At 64.2% G+C, this 16,753-nt stretch carries 15 protein-coding genes; 4 read left to right on the forward strand and 11 right to left on the reverse strand.

The window, feature by feature from the left end; translation table 11 throughout:
* The 3 genes from ACNJ7E_RS01950 to ACNJ7E_RS01960 form a co-directional block, all read right to left on the reverse strand.
* The coding region (locus ACNJ7E_RS01950; protein WP_418338947.1) for an amidohydrolase family protein at positions 1-1,178 on the reverse strand (1,178 nt) is incomplete at its 3' end.
* 219 nt (positions 1,179-1,397) lie between these two features.
* Complete coding sequence (locus tag ACNJ7E_RS01955; RefSeq protein ID WP_418338948.1) at positions 1,398-2,216, reverse strand: SDR family NAD(P)-dependent oxidoreductase; 819 nt, start codon at positions 2,214-2,216, stop codon at positions 1,398-1,400.
* 146 nt (positions 2,217-2,362) lie between these two features.
* On the reverse strand, positions 2,363-3,055 hold the full coding sequence (locus tag ACNJ7E_RS01960) for a TetR/AcrR family transcriptional regulator (protein ID WP_418338949.1): 693 nt from the start codon (positions 3,053-3,055) through the stop codon (positions 2,363-2,365).
* A 45-nt stretch (positions 3,056-3,100) separates the two neighbouring features.
* Between ACNJ7E_RS01960 and ACNJ7E_RS01965 the strand changes: the two genes are divergently transcribed.
* Positions 3,101-3,895, forward strand: coding sequence for an SDR family NAD(P)-dependent oxidoreductase (locus ACNJ7E_RS01965; RefSeq protein ID WP_016881641.1), 795 nt, complete (start codon positions 3,101-3,103; stop codon positions 3,893-3,895).
* 61 nt (positions 3,896-3,956) lie between these two features.
* On the opposite strand, the gene ACNJ7E_RS01970 is transcribed toward ACNJ7E_RS01965, so the two are convergent.
* The 4 genes from ACNJ7E_RS01970 to ACNJ7E_RS01985 form a co-directional block, all read right to left on the reverse strand.
* Entirely contained in the window at positions 3,957-4,694 is a 738-nt protein-coding gene (locus ACNJ7E_RS01970) for an alpha/beta fold hydrolase (RefSeq protein ID WP_418338950.1), read from the reverse strand.
* A complete protein-coding gene (locus tag ACNJ7E_RS01975; RefSeq protein WP_418338951.1) occupies positions 4,691-6,250 on the reverse strand; it encodes an AMP-binding protein in 1,560 nt (519 codons plus the stop codon). The genes ACNJ7E_RS01970 and ACNJ7E_RS01975 overlap by 4 nt, the downstream gene beginning before the upstream one ends.
* A gap of 14 nt (positions 6,251-6,264) precedes the next feature.
* Positions 6,265-7,767 carry an aldehyde dehydrogenase family protein gene (locus ACNJ7E_RS01980; protein ID WP_418338952.1) on the reverse strand — a complete coding sequence of 501 codons (1,503 nt, stop codon included), beginning with the start codon at positions 7,765-7,767 and terminating at the stop codon, positions 6,265-6,267.
* 73 nt (positions 7,768-7,840) lie between these two features.
* Positions 7,841-8,677 (reverse strand): mycofactocin-coupled SDR family oxidoreductase, encoded by an 837-nt coding sequence (locus ACNJ7E_RS01985; RefSeq protein WP_378469047.1) that lies wholly within the window; start codon positions 8,675-8,677, stop codon positions 7,841-7,843.
* A gap of 356 nt (positions 8,678-9,033) precedes the next feature.
* Between ACNJ7E_RS01985 and ACNJ7E_RS01990 the strand changes: the two genes are divergently transcribed.
* A complete protein-coding gene (locus tag ACNJ7E_RS01990; protein ID WP_418338953.1) occupies positions 9,034-9,816 on the forward strand; it encodes an SDR family NAD(P)-dependent oxidoreductase in 783 nt (260 codons plus the stop codon).
* Between the two features lie 28 nt (positions 9,817-9,844).
* On the opposite strand, the gene ACNJ7E_RS01995 is transcribed toward ACNJ7E_RS01990, so the two are convergent.
* From ACNJ7E_RS01995 to ACNJ7E_RS02005, 3 genes are all read right to left on the reverse strand, one after another.
* The gene (locus ACNJ7E_RS01995) at positions 9,845-11,380 is read right to left on the reverse strand and encodes an ABC transporter substrate-binding protein (protein WP_378469045.1); all 1,536 of its coding nucleotides are present in this window, start codon (positions 11,378-11,380) and stop codon (positions 9,845-9,847) included.
* A gap of 213 nt (positions 11,381-11,593) precedes the next feature.
* On the reverse strand, positions 11,594-12,871 hold the full coding sequence (locus ACNJ7E_RS02000; RefSeq protein WP_418338955.1) for an acyl-CoA dehydrogenase family protein: 1,278 nt from the start codon (positions 12,869-12,871) through the stop codon (positions 11,594-11,596).
* Between the two features lie 36 nt (positions 12,872-12,907).
* Entirely contained in the window at positions 12,908-13,984 is a 1,077-nt protein-coding gene (locus tag ACNJ7E_RS02005) for a phosphotransferase family protein (RefSeq protein WP_418338956.1), read from the reverse strand.
* A gap of 127 nt (positions 13,985-14,111) precedes the next feature.
* Between ACNJ7E_RS02005 and ACNJ7E_RS02010 the strand changes: the two genes are divergently transcribed.
* Entirely contained in the window at positions 14,112-15,110 is a 999-nt protein-coding gene (locus tag ACNJ7E_RS02010; RefSeq protein ID WP_418338959.1) for an NADPH:quinone oxidoreductase family protein, read from the forward strand.
* A complete protein-coding gene (locus ACNJ7E_RS02015; RefSeq protein WP_418338957.1) occupies positions 15,110-16,021 on the forward strand; it encodes a LysR family transcriptional regulator in 912 nt (303 codons plus the stop codon). The genes ACNJ7E_RS02010 and ACNJ7E_RS02015 overlap by 1 nt, the downstream gene beginning before the upstream one ends.
* Before the next feature lie 43 nt (positions 16,022-16,064).
* Here the strand turns inward: ACNJ7E_RS02015 and ACNJ7E_RS02020 are convergent.
* A partial coding sequence (locus ACNJ7E_RS02020; RefSeq protein ID WP_418338958.1) for an amidohydrolase family protein occupies positions 16,065-16,753 on the reverse strand: 689 nt, incomplete at its 5' end.

Raw genomic sequence — 16,753 nt, forward strand, 5'->3', positions numbered from 1 at the left:
TCGACGATCTTGTGCGCTTCGTCGTCGGGAACATCCTGGAGCAGTTTGGTGGTGTACTGCCGGCTGTTGGGCCAGTTCGAATCCGAGTGCGGGTAGTCGCACTCCCACATGATGTTGTCGATACCGATCTGGTGGCGACGGGCGACACCCTCGAAGTCGTCGATGAAGCAACCGTACATATGCTCGCGGAACAGATCCGACGGACGCACCTCCTTGTTCACGTTCTGATACCAGCGGTGCTTCTCCCACGTCAGGTCGATCCGCTCGAGCAGGTACGGCATCCACCCGATACCACCCTCGGACAGCGCAACCTTCAGATTCGGGAACTTGTAGAACACCGGCGAGAACAACAGATCCGCGGTCGCGTCCATCGAGTTGGTACCGAACAACGCGATCATCACCGCCATCGGCGCCTCCGGAGAAGTGATCGGCGCCTTACCCGAGGAGCCGAAATGCATGCACAGCGGCATCTTCGTCTCCTCCGCGGCGCGGAAGACCGGATCCCAGAAATCGGTGTAGAACGACGGCAACCCGAGCCCGACGGTGTTCTCGGGGAACGTGATCGCCTTCGCACCCTTCGCCGCGCAGCGGTAGATCTCCCTGGCCGCTTCCTGCGGATCCCACAGCGGCAAAATGATCATCGGGATGAACCGGTCCGGGTATGCAGCGCACCACTCTTCGAGGTGAAAGTCGTTCCACGCCTTCACCGAGAGCAGCGCAAGTTCCTTGTCCTCGGCTTCGAGGAAGACGGTTCCGGAGAACCGTGGGAAGGACGGGAAGCACAACGCAGCCTGGACGCCGTCGATGTCCATATCGGCAACCCGGGCCTTCGGGTCGTAACACCCCGGCAGCATGTCGGAATACCGGGTGGGATCCATTCCGTACTCCTGCGGCTTCTTGCCCGCCACCGCGTTCAGGCCGATGTTCGGATAAATCCGACCCTCGTACGACCACACCTGGGCGAGCTTCTTCGCCCTCGGGGCGGCGTCTCCCTGCCGGGCGGCATCGAGGAGAGCGGCCGACAACCCCTCGTCGCCATGGCTCTGGCTCATGTCCATCTCGACGATCCGCGGTCCCTGCTCGTGGAACTTCTTGGGCAGGCGATCGGTCCACAGATTCGGCGGCTCGATCAAATGGTCGTCTACGGAGATCAACTGCATATGGTCTTGAAGCGGCACTGCTACTCCTACTCGAACAAAGGCACGATCCGGGTAGCGCGTCAGTCCCTGCCCGCGGTCTATGCCGATTATCTGACGCTTCGTACGCTAGTGATCGCCATCACAAGTGTCAAGATACCCGGCGATATCTGCGCTTGATTCGCAGCTAAAACCCACAACGGCACTTCGGACACGAACCCAACAAGCAAGCAGTTATCGCCACTTTCTGACGGTGTGTACTCATATTTCGTTGTATGTAATCGTGGCATACGCGTCCTCGATTCCACGGTGCGGGGCGCGGACGGATTCGAGCGTCTCAGGATGACTGACGATGTATCGCTCGCCCCGCTTGATCGCGCCCACGACCAGGCGACCGACGACGTCCGCATCCAATGCAGCCGCCGGTGCCCGTGACGACGCCCCAGGGCGGGTGGAGCCCCGCGGAACCGCTCCCGGCCGGTTACGCTCACTTGCCGCGATGTTGGACCGCACCATTGCGGGAAGCAGTACCCCCACACCGACGTGCGAGCCCCTCGCGTCGAGTTCCAAACCGACGGTCTCCGTCAACGCGACGACGCCGAATTTCGACACGGCATAGGCGCCGAGACCGGCTGCGGTGCGCAAACCGGCGATGGACGCGGTGTTGACGATGTATCCGCGCTGCGAGGTCTGTTCGATCACCGGTAGAAACGACTTCATGCCGTGGATCACGCCCCACAGGTTGACGTCCAGCACCCAACGGAAGTCGTCCAGCGTCAACTCGTCGAACGGTGCCACGCGCGCGATTCCGGCGTTGTTGACAGCAATATCGATGCGCCCGTGCCGACGAACCACCTCGTCCGCCACTCGCTGAACGTCGTCGGCACTACTCACGTCAGCGAGCACCGTGTCGACGCCGAGAGCGGTGCCTGCTCGCGCCAGGGCGGCGGCCTCGACATCGGCCACCACCACCGTCGAGCCCTCGGTGATCAACTCTTCGGCGATCGCAAAGCCGATACCCGAAGCCCCTCCGGTGACGATGGAGATGGTTCCGTCGAGACAAGGGATGCCAGTCGACATATCTGAGCCTTCCTGGAGTTCGGCCACGATCGTCGCTGCACGGTCAATGCACTCGTGCGAAGACACGTTCAACCGGTGAATGGAGGACACCGGATGGGAGATCACACGTCACCACCGGGTGTCGTCCCAACCTCGGCGATCAGGCGTCACTTGTCAACCGGCCGAACGTCTCTCCATCCGTCCCGGTTGTTCGCATTCAGCCCGCCGAGGACGAACCGCCCGATCCATTCGATCTCGTCGGGAGAGGGTGCGGTTGATTTCCAGAGATGCCGGCGCATCGCCCCGAGCACCAGGTCGGAGATGCAGGCACCGTCGAGGACCGGGTCTGATCCGAGTGCCTGCAACGGGGCAGCGAGCAGGCTCGTCACCGGCTTCAACAGTTCGTCCTGACCCCCGTCCTCCTGACTCGACGAGCCGGCCTTCTCGAGGTGCTCGAGTACGGAACGGCTGGTCTGCGCAGCGTCGCTGCGGCTGACCTGCCGCAGGACTCCGCGCGTCCACACGAGAATTTGCTCGTGCGGATCGTCGACACCGGTCATGCGTGCGCTGATGTAGTCGGCCACCCTATGGACACCCTTCTCGAGGACCGCGAGAATCAGGTCGTCCTTGCTCGGAAAGGATCGGTACAGCGTCTGATTCGAGATTCCCGCGGCCGCGACGATCGCCGACACGGAAGGCATTGCAGGCGCGGACTTCTCGATCAGCTCCAGCGTCACCTCGAGCAGACGCTCGATCTCGTCCTCGGCCGACTGGCGCTGACGTGCGGTTCGTCGCGCAGCCGCCTGTGCGGCGCGACTGACTCCTGCCCGTGACTGCGACTCTGATGTATCGTTCTGCATATCGAGTAATCCGATTCTGTTTTGAGGAGACGTATGGCTTCCAGTATGGACGACACCCCTGTTCACGCGAAGGGAGACCTTCCGTCGCCGTTCGACTTGTTCAGCCTCGAGGGCAAGGTCGCGCTGGTCACCGGCGGTAGTCGCGGCATGGGCCGGGAAATGAGTGTGGCGTTCGCACGGGCAGGGGCGGACGTCGTCGTCGCGAGCCGCAATCTCGAAAAGTGCGAAGAAGTCGCCGCCGAAATCAGATCGACGACCGGGCGGGACGCCCTCGCCTACAGCTGCCACATGGGACGATGGGACGAGATCGAAGGCTTGGTCGAGGCCACGTACGCGAGGTTCGGCAAGGTGGACGTGCTGGTGAACAATGCCGGAATGTCGCCCGTGTACGACAAGGTCACCGACGTCACCGAGAAGATGTACGACAGCGTCCTCAATCTCAACCTCAAGGGCCCCTTCCGACTGACCCAGCTGGTGGGAACCCGCATGAAGGATCGCGGCTCGGGCAGCGTCATCAACGTCAGCAGCACCGGATCGCTGCGGCCGATGGGCTCGATCATTCCCTACGCCGCTGCCAAGAACGGCCTCAACGCCATGACCGAGGGTTACGCCGAACTGCTCGGCCCCGAGGTCCGGGTGAACACATTGATGCCCGGCCAGTATCTGACCGATATCGCCGCCGCCTGGGACATGGAGCACACGAACAGGATGGCCTCACGCCTGCATCTCGAGCGGATCGGGAATCCCGCCGAAATCGTCGGTGCTGCACTCTTCCTCGCCAGCGACGCGTCCAGCTACACGTCCGGAACCATCGTACGGTCCGACGGCGGCATTCCCTGATCCGCCGGACGCGCAGGTGCACCGAGGCGTTACGCCCCGGCGCTTCTGCGCATCGCTCGAATCAGACGAGGCGATCGATCAGGATCTTCGCGAGAATCTCCGGTTCACTCACCATCACGTCGTGACAGGTGTCGATCTCGACGATCTCGTCGACTCCCCCGAGATTGTCGACGTGTTGCCGCTGCTGGTCCGGCGGCACCGCCTGATCCTGCAGTGTGAGCACCCAGGTCCGCGGAATCGACGGCGGCATGTCGCTGCGATTCACTTTCTGCGTGGCGAGGAGGTTGCTCTCCGGGCACATGCACTGCACGACGAAGTCCGTCTGCGCTTCGGTCATCCCGTTGCAGAACAGCGATTCCACCGTCTCACGGGGAAAGGGAGGCGACTCCGCCGGAGCGTCGACGCGCTCCCGAACGTCCTCTTGAAGTTCACCCATCAGGTCATCGAGGATCGACATTCCGTCTGGTGGTGCCGCAGCGGCCACGAAGACCATCCGGCGGACACGCTCCTTCCCCAACGCCGCGGCCACTCCGGGCATCGTGACGCCGCCCATCGAATGCGCGACAAGTACCACCTCGGACAATCCGGCCGCATCGATGTCGGCCACCACCGAGCGAACACACTCGGCGATACCGACCTCGGACAGGGCGCCAGGTTTCGACCCCCGGCCCGGTAGGTCCACGGCCAGTACCGTCACATCCGGCCGGAGCTCTCTCAGCGCGGTGACGGTGGGGTCCCAGCACTCTCTCGTGTGCTGCCCGCCGTGGATCAGTACCACCCCGTCGTTCACTGCTGTCATGTCCAGACCCGTTCCATCAAAACGCGTTTGAGTAGCTTTCCGGCCGGAGTCCGCGGCAGCGACTCCTCGAAGGTCACCGATCTCGGGCACTTGAAGGACGCAAGTTCCTTCCGGCAGAATTCGAGGAGCTCACGCTCCAACTCCGCGTCGCCCGCAACGCCGCTGTCGAGTTGCACGAAGGCTTCGACGCGCTGGCCGTATTCCTCGTCCGGAACACCGATCACCGCGACATCGAGCACTGCGGGATGCTCGACCAGCCGAGACTCGATTTCGGCGGGGTAAATGTTCACTCCCCCGGAAATGATGAGATCCGTACGTCTGCCGTCGAGGTACAGGTAGCCGCCCTCGTCCAGGTAACCCAGATCGCCGAGCGTCGCGCGCCCGCCCGCGTCGAAGACACCTTCGGTCTTCTCCGGTGAATGGTGGTAGCTGAAATTCGGGGCATGGTCGAACCAGATGGTTCCCCGCTCGTACGGGGCCACGGGCGCGTGGTCTTCGCCGAGCACCGATATGGTGCCGGGTGCCGGCCGACCCACGGAACCGGGATGCGCGAGCCACTCGTCTGGCGTGATCAGGACCATGCCGATGTTCTCGCTGCCGCCGTAGAACTCGTAGAGCACCGGCCCCCACCACTCCATCATCGCGCGCTTCACAGGCACCGGACAAGCGGCGCCGGCATGAATCGCCAACCGGATCGACGAGACGTCGTAGCGCCGCCGAACATCCTCGGGCAAGCGCAGGAAGCGAACGAACATGGTGGGCACCATGCTGGTGTGCGTGACGCCGAATTCCTCGACGATCCGAAGACTCTCCTCGGCGTCGAACTTCTCGGTCAGAACCAGCGTTCCGCCCCACCTGACCACGGACGTGCAGGTCTGCAACGGGTACGCATGATAGAGCGGAGCCGAGTTCAACCACACCGAGTCCTGGTCGAACCCCCACGTCAGGGGGAAGTTGGCGGTCAGCGGATCGCCCTGCTCGAACGACACGTCGGGCATCTCCCGCAGAATTCCCTTGGGTTTTCCGGTGGTCCCCGAGGAGTAGAACATGAAGGCGCCCTGGCGCACCGCCTTGTCAGCGCTGGACGTTGCCTCGGGCTCGGATTCCTCACCGCCGTACAGACTCTCGTACCCGTCCCGGACGTCGCCGACGACCTGAACCGCCTCCACTGCGGGCGACGCACCCGCCGCCTCGGCCACCAGATCAGCAAACCGCTCGCTGGCGACGATCAGCCGGGCGTCCGAGTCGTAGATGACGTGAACGGCCTCTGCCCGTGTCAGGTGAACATTCACCGCGACCAACCGGACGCCGCAACGCAGCGCCGCGATCGCGACGACGACATAGTCGGTGCGGTTCTCCATGACGACGGCCACGCGATTCCCGGGTGAAATTCCCTTCGAGATCCAGTCCCGTTCCAGCCAGCGCGATTTCGCAGCGAGTTCGCCGTAGGTCAGCGTCTCGCCGCCGGGCACGACCACCGCCGGGCGCGACGGGTCGCGGTCCGCCCACCAGTCGGGTGTGCACACAGGTTCTCGGACCGTCGACGGTTCCGCCATCGATGGGCCCCCTGTCACGCTGTCGCCGGTATGCCGATGGTCTTGCTCTCGAGGAACTCCTCGAAGCCTTCGACGCCGTGCTCCCGTCCCAGGCCGCTGTGGCGATACCCGCCGAACGGGACGTCGTCGGCGAGGAACGCGGCACCGTTCACGGAAATCGTGCCGGTCCGGACTCTCCTGGCCACGTCTGTCGCACGGGCGACATCGCCGCCGAACACCGACCCGGACAGGCCGTACAACGAGTTGTTCGCGATATCGATCGCCTCGTCCTCGGTCTCGTAGGGAATGACGACGAGTACGGGACCGAAGATTTCCTCCTGGGCGATCCGCGCGTCGGGGGCGACATCCGCAATGAGCGTCGGATTCACGAAGAAGCCGCGATCGTGGTTCTCCGCCCGGCCCCCTCCGAAGACGATCCGCCCCTCGGTCCTGCCGAGTTCGATGTACCCGAGAACACGTTCGAGCTGAACTGCATTGATCACCGGACCGATGAATGTCGACGGGTCTTTCGGATCCCCGGGCACCATCGCGGACATGACCGCCTGGGCGACCTGCAGCCCTTCGTCGTAGCGTGAACGCGGAAGCAGCAGACGCGTGGTCAGTGCGCAGCCCTGGCCTGCGTGCGAGCAGACCGAACCGGCGACCTGACCGATGGCTGCCTGCATGTCTGCATCTTCGAGAACGATTGCAGCGGACTTGCCGCCGAGCTCGAGAAGGGTGCGCTTCAACGTCGGTGCGCCGGCGGCGAGGATCTTGCGCCCCGTGGCCGTCGACCCGGTGAACGTGACGACGTCGACCCGCGGATCCGTGGTGAGCACCTCACCGACGGCGTTGTCGGACGACGTAACGACGTTGAGCACTCCGGCGGGCATGTCGGTGTACTCGGCGACGAGCTTTCCGATCATCGTCGCGGACCACGGGGTGTCGGGTGCGGGTTTGAGCACCACAGTGCAGCCGGCTGCAAGTGCGGCCGACAGCTTGACCATGTTCAGGAAGAACGGATAGTTCCAGGCGGTGATCGCCGCGACCACTCCCGCCGCTTCCTTCCGGACCAGCGGCGCCGTCGAGGTGCCCAGCGCTACGCGGGTGGGGAACTGCTTCTCGTATTCGTAGGTGTCGGCGAGATCCGCCATCCACCGCAGCGATTCGATGCCGGGACCGACCTGCATCAGGTCGTGGAGGGCCGTGGGAGCGCCCGCCTCGGCCGTGACGACCTCACCGAGATCTGCTCGGCGCTCGTCCATCGCGTCGGCGAGCTGCCGCAGCACCCGGCTTCGCAGGGACGAGTTCGTCGACCAGTCGGTCGTGTCGAATGCGCGGCGCGCGGCGCTCACGGCGCGATCGGCGTCCTCCGTCGATCCGTCCGCGGTGACGCCGAGGACGTCTTCCGTTGCGGGATCTATGTTCTCGAACACTCGGCCGGACAGGGCGTCGACCAACTCACCGCCGATCAGCATCCGCGGTTCGGCGAGCGACAACGTCGGCGCGCTCACCGGGGCGTTGACTGAAGATCCCATTGACGTACTTCTTTCGTGTGGGGCCGCGACGCCGTCGCAGCACGGTTGCCGATGGCGAAGTCGAGCGTGGTGATCAGAGTCCGAGAGCCAGTCCGGCGCCGGCATCCACCCGCACCTCCTGGCCCGTGACGAAGCGGGACTCGTCCGACGCGAGGTAGACCACGAGGCTCGAGATGTCGGCAGGTTCCACCCACGGTGTCGGGATGGGGTGCATGCTCGCGAAACCGTCCTTGACGTCGTCGAGAGTGGGATTGTCGAGGTCGTCGCGGAACATCTTGTACATCGGGGGGCTCTGCAACATATCGGTGTTGCAATTGGAAGGATGAATCGTGTTGGCCCGGATGCCCCTGGCTGCCAGAAGATGTGCCACGGTGCGTACGTACTGCGGGATCATCCGTTTGGCCAGTCCGTACCCGGTTCCTCCCGGGCTGGTCAGACCGGCAGGCATGAGGGCCGCGAGCGAACCGGTGGCGATGATCGAGCCGCCGTCGCTCAGGTGTGGCAGGGCACCGTGGATCGAATTCACGACGCCGAGGAAGTCGACGTCGAACGAGTCGACGAAACCCTGCATCGGGATGTCTTTGCCGAGCGGACAGATTCCGGCGTTCGCGACGACGATGTCGAGACCGCCCAGTTCCGCAACGGCAGACGCCAGAGCATTCTCCAGTCCCACGCGATCACGCACGTCCACCTTCGCCGACACGACGCGCCGCCCTTCGGCTTCCACCAACTTGACCGTGTGCGCGAGATCCTCCTCGGTCGACAGCGGGTACTCGTTCGTCTCGATGTCCTCACACAGATCGAAGGCGATGATGTCGGCGCCTTCCTGGGCAAGGTTCAGAGCATGACTTCGTCCCTGCCCGCGCGCGGCTCCGGTCACAAAAGCGATCTTGCCTTCAACTCGGTTCACGACTCTCCTCGATTGACGTTTCGGGTGAAGATGCGTGCCTCGACAGCGTCTGGTTGCGCGCGGGTGCGGCGGAAACCACGTCGTCATCTGACACAACGGACATTATTGTGACGCCGTTCACATGTCAATGACTTGTTTCGGAGATTCACCAGGCCGGACTCGCCGATTCCGACACACCTCGAACCATGTGGACAGCAAGGCCACCCAACACTCACTTTGATGCAGAACCTCGCCTACACCCCGCGCGGATCCTGAACCGATCCACCACCCGAGAGTACGGCGACCCCTGTGGCCAACCCATTCTGACGATAATGTCATCCAAAGCAAGGTTGGTTCGTCAAGGAAGCGTGGAACACATGGATCTTCTCGTTCGCGGCAAGGGTTATCTCGTCGTCGGTGGAACTGCAGGGATGGGGCTCGCGTCGGCCCGCGCACTCGCCGGAGACGGCGCCTCGATCGTCGTGGTGGGACGCGACGCCGCACGCGCAGCCGCCGAGATTCGCGAAGCCGGCGCCGCACATGCGTACGGACTGTCGTTCGACGTCGGCGTCGCCGGCCAGGCCGAACAGGCGGTGGCAGAGGCCGTCGAACTGCTCGGCCGTCTGGACGGGGTGGCGGTGACCACCGGCATCCGCGGGAAGGAACCGATCGAATCACCCGACGAGATGTGGATCGGGGCACTCCGCGACGTCGTACTGGGCACGACGCGGACGGTCGAGGCCGCGCTCCCCCATCTCACCTCGACGCGAGGCACGATCGTGACGACGGCGGCATACTCGGTGCGCGCTCCCGAACTCTTGCGACTGCCGTACGCATCACTGAAAGGTTCAGTCGCCGTATTCACCAAGGGTATCGCGAAGGCGTATGGCAGCAAGGGCATTCGCGCGAACTGCATCTGCCCGGGGGCAATCGAGACGGACGCGTTGCGGGCGATCCGTGCCCACGTGGCCGAGGAACGGGGCTACCCGTACGAGGAAGCTCTGGAACGGGTGATGGTGGAGGAGTGGGGCCTCGAGGCGGCGCTGGGAAGGCCCGGACAGCCCGACGAGGTCGGCGAACTCGTTGCGTTCCTCCTGTCACCGCGAGCCGGCTATATGACCGGCGCCTTGGTGAACATCGACGGCGGCACGGACTTCTGACACCGCCCCGCCGCCGCCGACCGTTTCATCACTCCGCGTAATGGACGTGCCGGAGTTCGAACGGGCCACCGACGAACGGCGGGGTCATCTCGTCGAATCCCACGACTCCCGGCGTATGCAGGTACTGAGTCGCCGGAGCGCAGATGAACACTTCCAGCGCTTGTTCGGACGCAACCCGGGACGCCTGCTCCAGCAGTGCGGTTCGGGTTGCGTCGCCAGGCTCGTGTGCCAGCGCTGACCGGATCGTCTGCGCGAACCCGTCGGGGAGCCGGCCCTGCTGGCTCCGATCCAGGTAGCGGTCGCGAAGGGTGAAGCCCGGTTCGGGGTTTCCCGCCATGCTGTACTGCCAGGCATCGACCTCGCCCGATTCCCATCTCGGAAGCGCTTCACCGAAATCGGAGTTCTCGAAGTCCATCTTCACACCAACGGCCTGCAGCTGAGCCTGGATGCCGACGGACAGTTGAGCGTGCGCGCCGGTCGTCAACGCCTTGATCTCCAGGCCGTCTGCGTAACCGGCCTCGGCCAGCAGGGCACGTGCCTTGTCCGGGTCGTGGCGATACCCGAATCCGTCCTCGGACACATGGCCGTCGACTCCCTCCTGGAGCGGCTGCGACGTCGGAGCGCACTGTCCGTTCATCAGAGAATCGTTCAACGCGTCCCGGTCGATCGCATAGTTGAGCGCCTGACGGACACGGGGATCGCGCAGCGGTCCGCGATCGGAGTTGAGATAGATGGTGTACCAAGATGTCCTGCCCGAGGTGGACAGGGTAAAGTCGCCCGAATCGGCCATCGCCGTCGCATCCCGGTACTGGCTCATACGCGAGAGCGCGGCATCGATCTGACCACTGCGAAGGGCATTCATGCGCGCGTTGTCATCCACGATCCCACGGATCTCGACCTTGGGAATCACGTAGGTGCTCGGGTTCCAGTAGTCGTCCACCCTCGTGAACGTTGCCTTGTCCCCGACCGTCAGAGCCGTCAGCTCGTACGGGCCCGATCCCGCGGGATGCGCACTGAGGTCGTCACCGACCGCCTTCGGATCGACGATCGAACCCAGAGTCGTCGCCAGAATGAACGGCAGATCGGTCGACGGCTCATCGAGGTTGAACCGCACTGTGTAATCGTCTGGTGCACTGACGCCCTCGACCATCGTGAACTTGTCCTGAGCCGAAGACTGCGGCCGGTGCAGAGCCCGGTCCATACTTGCGACGACCGCCTTCGCATCGAGTGGCGTGCCGTCGTGGAATTTCACGTCGCGTCGGAGAGAGAACGTCAGCGTCCGGCCGTCGGAAGAGTAGTCCCAGGACTCCGCCACGCTCGGCACGACCGTCGGTATCCCGTCGACCGGTTCGATCGCGGTCAGCCGGTCGTACAGGAGATCGATGTACGGATGCGCGCCGGCGGCGCTCGGGTTCATGTGCGGATCCATCGACGACGGTGGAATGAACCACGCCACCGTCAGTGAATCGGTCTGGCCCGCAGTACCACCGGATCCGCCGCATGCGCCTACGACGAGGGTGGCGACTGCGAGTGCCCCGATCTTGATCACACGAGACGAAGCCATCAACTTCTCCGATCAGATGACGAGATCCGACGAGAACGGTCCCGGGGATCAACTGAATGGCGGAACTTTCACGCCGATCAGAAAGCTAGTGCTCCAGCCCACATCTGTCAAAGTACCCGAAGAATCGGGTGCAACAGTCCCGCAGGTGAATTCAATCGACTGCCGACACCCGAGACGGGAGCGTGGACATGCGACTCCACGCTACCCCGGTGGTCAGGCGATGCCGAGCCTGCCTTTCGCCGCTGCGAGCTTCGACGGGATGTGGTCGGTCGGCCAGAGCCCGTCGGTGGACCGGTGGTCCGCGAGCACCGCCCTCGCCACCTGACGCAGGTGAACCTCGGTCGGACCGTCTACGAGACCCATCACCGGCGCCGTGACCCACATCTTGGCCAACGGAGTGTCCTGGGTGACACCGAGGGCCCCGTGTACCTGAATCGAGCGCTGCACGATGTCGTGCAGGACCTTGGGTGTGAGGAACTTGATGGCGCTGATGTCCTTGCGGCACAGCGAGTAATCCTTGGTCTTGTCGATCAGCCAAGCGGTGCGCAGAACGAACAGCCGGAACTGTTCGAGTTGCGCATACGATTCGGCGATGTAATTCTGCACGGTCTCGCGTTCGGACAGCGCTTTCCCGCGGGTGGTGCGGCTCAGTGCCCGCTCGCACATCATGTCCAGTGCACGCTGCGCGAGTCCGACCGTGCGCATGGCGTGATGAACGCGACCACCGCCGAGACGGACCTGCGCCACCTCGAAAGCTCTTCCCTCGTCACCGAGCAACGCGGTGTGGGGAACACGGACGTTGTCGTAGTGGATGTAGGCTTCCGAGCCCTCGTCCACCGGCTCGTGGATCAGTGCCAGGTTGCGCTCGATCGTCAGACCCGGAGAGTCGGTGGGAACGAGGAACATCGACATGCCCTTGTGTGGGCCGGCATCCTTGTCGGTGTACGCCATGACGATGCAGAACGTCGCGTAGCGGGCGTTGGAGGAGAAGAACTTCCACCCGTTGATGATCCAGTCGTCACCGTCGCGGATGGCTGTCGTCTCGAACCCGGAGACGTCGGCGCCGCCCTGCGGTTCGGTCATCGAATAGCAGGAGAAGATCTCCCCGTCGAGCAACGGCTGGAGGTAGGTCGCCTTCTGCTGCTCGGTACCGAAGTGGGCGATGATCTCGGCGTTCCCGGTGTCGGGAGCCTGGGTCCCGAAGATGACCGGAGCCCAGGCGGAGCGGCCGAGGATTTCGTTGAGCAGGGCGAGTTTCAGCTGTCCGTACCCCTGCCCGCCGAGAGCGGGTTCGAGATGGCATGCCCACAGCTGCTGGTCGCGAACCTTCTGCTTGAGCGGATCCACGACTCGACGGTGCTCGTCGTCGAGTGGCTTGTAGTTGTCGTGCGGCCACACCAGATCGAGCGGTTCGACCTCGTCGCGCACGAACCGCGCGGTCCAGTCGAGCTTCTTCTGAAATTCAGGATCGGTTTCGAAATCCCAGGACATTCCCATTCCTCGATTCTTCGGTGCGACGTCGTTGCGCTAGCGGAGCGACGTCGTCTTCGACAGGTTTGCGGCGAACTGCATCAGCTCGAGCACGATCGGACCGAAGCGGGCGACGCGGTCGTCCGCCTCCCCCTTCGCGTGCCGGGCGACACTCGCCTCCAACACGATGGCCAGCTTGAACCGGGCGAGAATGACGTAGTAGTCCACGTCGGTGACGTCGCGTCCACTGACCGTTGCATAGTGCTCGAGCATGTCTTCGCGGGACGGCATCCCGTCGTAGTTCAGATAGCGGACATGCTGCATCGCATCCCCCTCGGGCGGCCACCCGACCAGCACCCAACCGAGATCGAGCAAAGGGTCGCCGATTGTCGCCATTTCCCAGTCGATGATCGCCGCGAGCTCGGCCGGCGCACCGTGCCGGTACATGACGTTCGCGAACTGGTAGTCACCGTGCATGATTCCGGGCTCGAAGGTCCGGGGCTGGTGGTTGCGGAGCCATGCAGCGGTCTCGTCCAGCCCGGGAATGTCGCGGAACTTGAACCCGGCCAGGTGCGACAGCCAGCGATCCACCTGCCGATCGAGGAAGCCGTCCGGCTTCCCGAAGCCGTCGAGGCCCTGCGCCTTCCAGTCGACGCGCGCCATCTTCGCGGCGCCGTCGACGAGTTGGATCGCGAGGCCCGATCGGGCCTGTAGGTCGGTGTCGAACGGCGCCGCCCAGCCGCCTCCCATGGGGCTCCAGCCGTCCACCAGATCCATCAGGTAGAAGGGCGACCCGATGACAGACACGTCATCGGTCGCGCCGCGCAGCCTGGCGTGCGGTACGTCGGTGTCCGCGAGGGCCCTGAGAAGCTGCGCCTCACGCATGAGGACTTTGGCTCTGCCTTCGACTCCATAGCCGGGTGGACGTCGAAGCGCCATTTTCTCGCCCCCACGAAGGATCTCGAAGAGCTCGTTCTGCGATCCGCCGGCCAGACTCCGTGCCTTCACCGGTTCGCCGGCTCCGGGAATCCCTTGGCCGTCCATCCATTTGCCGAGCGCGTCGACATCGAGCGCCAGGGCCGGCTTGTCGCCGGTCCGGTCCGCGACCGACGTGCTGTCACTGTGATCTGCCATACTGTGGAACATAATGACTCATTTAGCAGAATGCAATTACTCTGTAGGAAACTCCGGCATACTCCCTGCTGGGGGCGCACGAATCCGCGAGAGGACACTTATGGCTCCCACCGAAACTCCCACCGTGATGTCAGCAGCCCGCATCCACAGGATGGGAGATCCCGACGCGATAGTCATCGATTCCGTCGCAGTTCCGGCACCAGGACTGGGAGAAATCCTCGTAGCGGTGCGCTCGGCGGCCGTGAATTTTCCCGACACCCTGATGATCGCGGGTAAGTACCAGGTTCAGGTTCCACTCCCCTTCGTCCCCGGGCACGAGGCGGCCGGCGTGGTGCACGCCGTGGGGCCGGGCGTCACCGCTCCGGTTCCCGGCGACCGGGTGGCGGTCCTCGCCGCGGGAGCCTTCGCCGAGTACGTGGTCGCACCGGCCACCGCTGCTGTGCCGATCCCGGACACCGTCGGTTTCGACGAGGCCGCCGCTACCTGGGTGTGCCACCTGACCGCGTATCACGCGCTGCGGTCGACAGCCGAGATCGCCTCTGGCGAAAAGGTTCTCATTCTGGGAGCCGGCGGTGGGGTCGGGCTCGCCGCCGTGGAACTCGCCACCATCCTCGGGGGCCGGGTCGTCGCTGCCGCATCGTCGGCAGACAAACTCGAAGCCGCTCGCAGCCGGGGCGCGGAATTCACGGTCGACTACTCCGCAACCGATCTGAGGACCGGAGTCCGAGAGGCGATCGGCTCGGGCTCGGTCGACATCGTCATCGACCCGGTGGGCGGGACGCTGTCCGAACAGGCACTGCGGGAGATGCGATGGGGCGGGAGGTTCGTCACCCTGGGGTACGCCAGCGGACACATCCCCCAGATCCCGCTGAACCTGGTGCTCCTCAAGGGCGTCGACATTCGCGGCCTCGAGATCCGCACGTTCGCCTCCCGCGCCCCCGGTCGTGCAGAACGAGACCGCGCGGAGTTCACGGACTTGTGGGCGTCGGGCCGGATCCGGCCCGTCATCGGCGCCCGGTATCCCCTCGACGAGGCGAGCGCAGCACTGAACACCGTCGCTGCGGGGCGGTCCCTCGGCAAGACGGTGATAGAAATGGCCCCCTCACCCCACACCGAGGACTGCTGATGGAAATTCAGCAACTCCGATGTCTCGTCGCGGTAGCGGAACACGGTTCGTTCACCAAGGCGGCCGCAGCCGTGCATCTCACCCAGCCGTCGCTCTCGCATGCCGTCGCAAAGCTCGAATCCGAACTCCGGATGCAGCTCTTCCACCGATCCTCCCGTGGTGTGACATTCACACCCGCCGGTCGCTCGATCCTGGAGCCCGCGCGGCGGGTCCTCTCGGCGCTGGACGACATCGACGCCACCGTGTCGTCATTGCGCGGCATGACAGAGGGAACGGTGCGAGTGGTGAGCACCCGCTCCTTCACTGCCTCGATCGCAGACACGGTGTCGGAGTTCCGCCGCCAGTTCCCGCAGATGAAGGTCACGGTAGGTGCGTCGAGAACGGAATCGGAGGTTCACGCACTCATCGCATCGGGTGACTGCGACATCGCCTTCGCGCGAGTGGACCGCACGCCCCCGGAGCTCTCTGCCGACGTACTCGACGTGGAGTCGCTCGCTGTCATCGTCCCGCGCCGCCACGATCCCCACCCGGACGCCTCCGACATCACCTGGCCCCAGGCCGCCGAACTTCCGCTGATAGTGCCGCCGGTGGGCAATCAGGCGCGTCTCGCGCTCGATCGCGTGTTCGCTGCGCACGATGCCCGAATGACGGTCGCGGTGGAAAACGAGGACTACGAGTCGACCCTGGAGATGGTGCGCGCCGGTGTCGGTGCCTGTCTCGGCACCCAGGGGGTGTCCCGGCTTCCGAACGGCGCGCGGATGAAGACCATCATTCCCGTCAGCGTCACGAAGATCGGCCTTGTGTACCGGCCGGGAACACTCGCCCCCGGGGTCTCCGCTTTCAGAATGATTGCACTGCAGACTTTTTCCGGACAACACCAGGAGCGGACGCCGATGGCGGCGAACAGCTGAGCTCCCCCGCGATGAAGCGGGGGAGCTCGGTGACATCGAGGTGTCAGGCTGTCGCAGCCCTGGGAAAGTTGTACAACATCCGCGCGTTCAGCTCGACGATCTTGTGCGCTTCGTCGTCGGGAACATCCTGGAGCAGTTTGGTGGTGTACTGCCGGCTGTTGGGCCAGTTCGAATCCGAGTGCGGGTAGTCGCACTCCCACATGATGTTGTCGATACCGATCTGGTGGCGACGGGCGACACCCTCGAAGTCGTCGATGAAGCAACCGTACATATGCTCGCGGAACAGATCCGACGGACGCACCTCCTTGTTCACGTTCTGATACCAGCGGTGCTTCTCCCACGTCAGGTCGATCCGCTCGAGCAGGTACGGCATCCACCCGATACCACCCTCGGACAGCGCAACCTTCAGATTCGGGAACTTGTAGAACACCGGCGAGAACAACAGATCCGCGGTCGCGTCCATCGAGTTGGTACCGAACAACGCGATCATCACCGCCATCGGCGCCTCCGGAGAAGTGATCGGCGCCTTACCCGAGGAGCCGAAATGCATGCACAGCGGCATCTTCGTCTCCTCCGCGGCGCGGAAGACCGGATCCCAGAAATCGGTGTAGAACGACGGCAACCCGAGCCCGACGGTGTTCTCGGGGAACGTGATCGCCTTCGCACCCTTCGCCGCGCAGCGGTAGATCTCCCTGGCCGCTTCCTGCGGATCCCACAGCGGCAAAATGATCA

Origin of the sequence: Rhodococcus mengyinensis (genome assembly GCF_048381435.1) — a bacterium.
GTDB classification, from domain to species: Bacteria; Actinomycetota; Actinomycetes; order Mycobacteriales; family Mycobacteriaceae; genus Rhodococcus_F; species Rhodococcus_F opacus_D.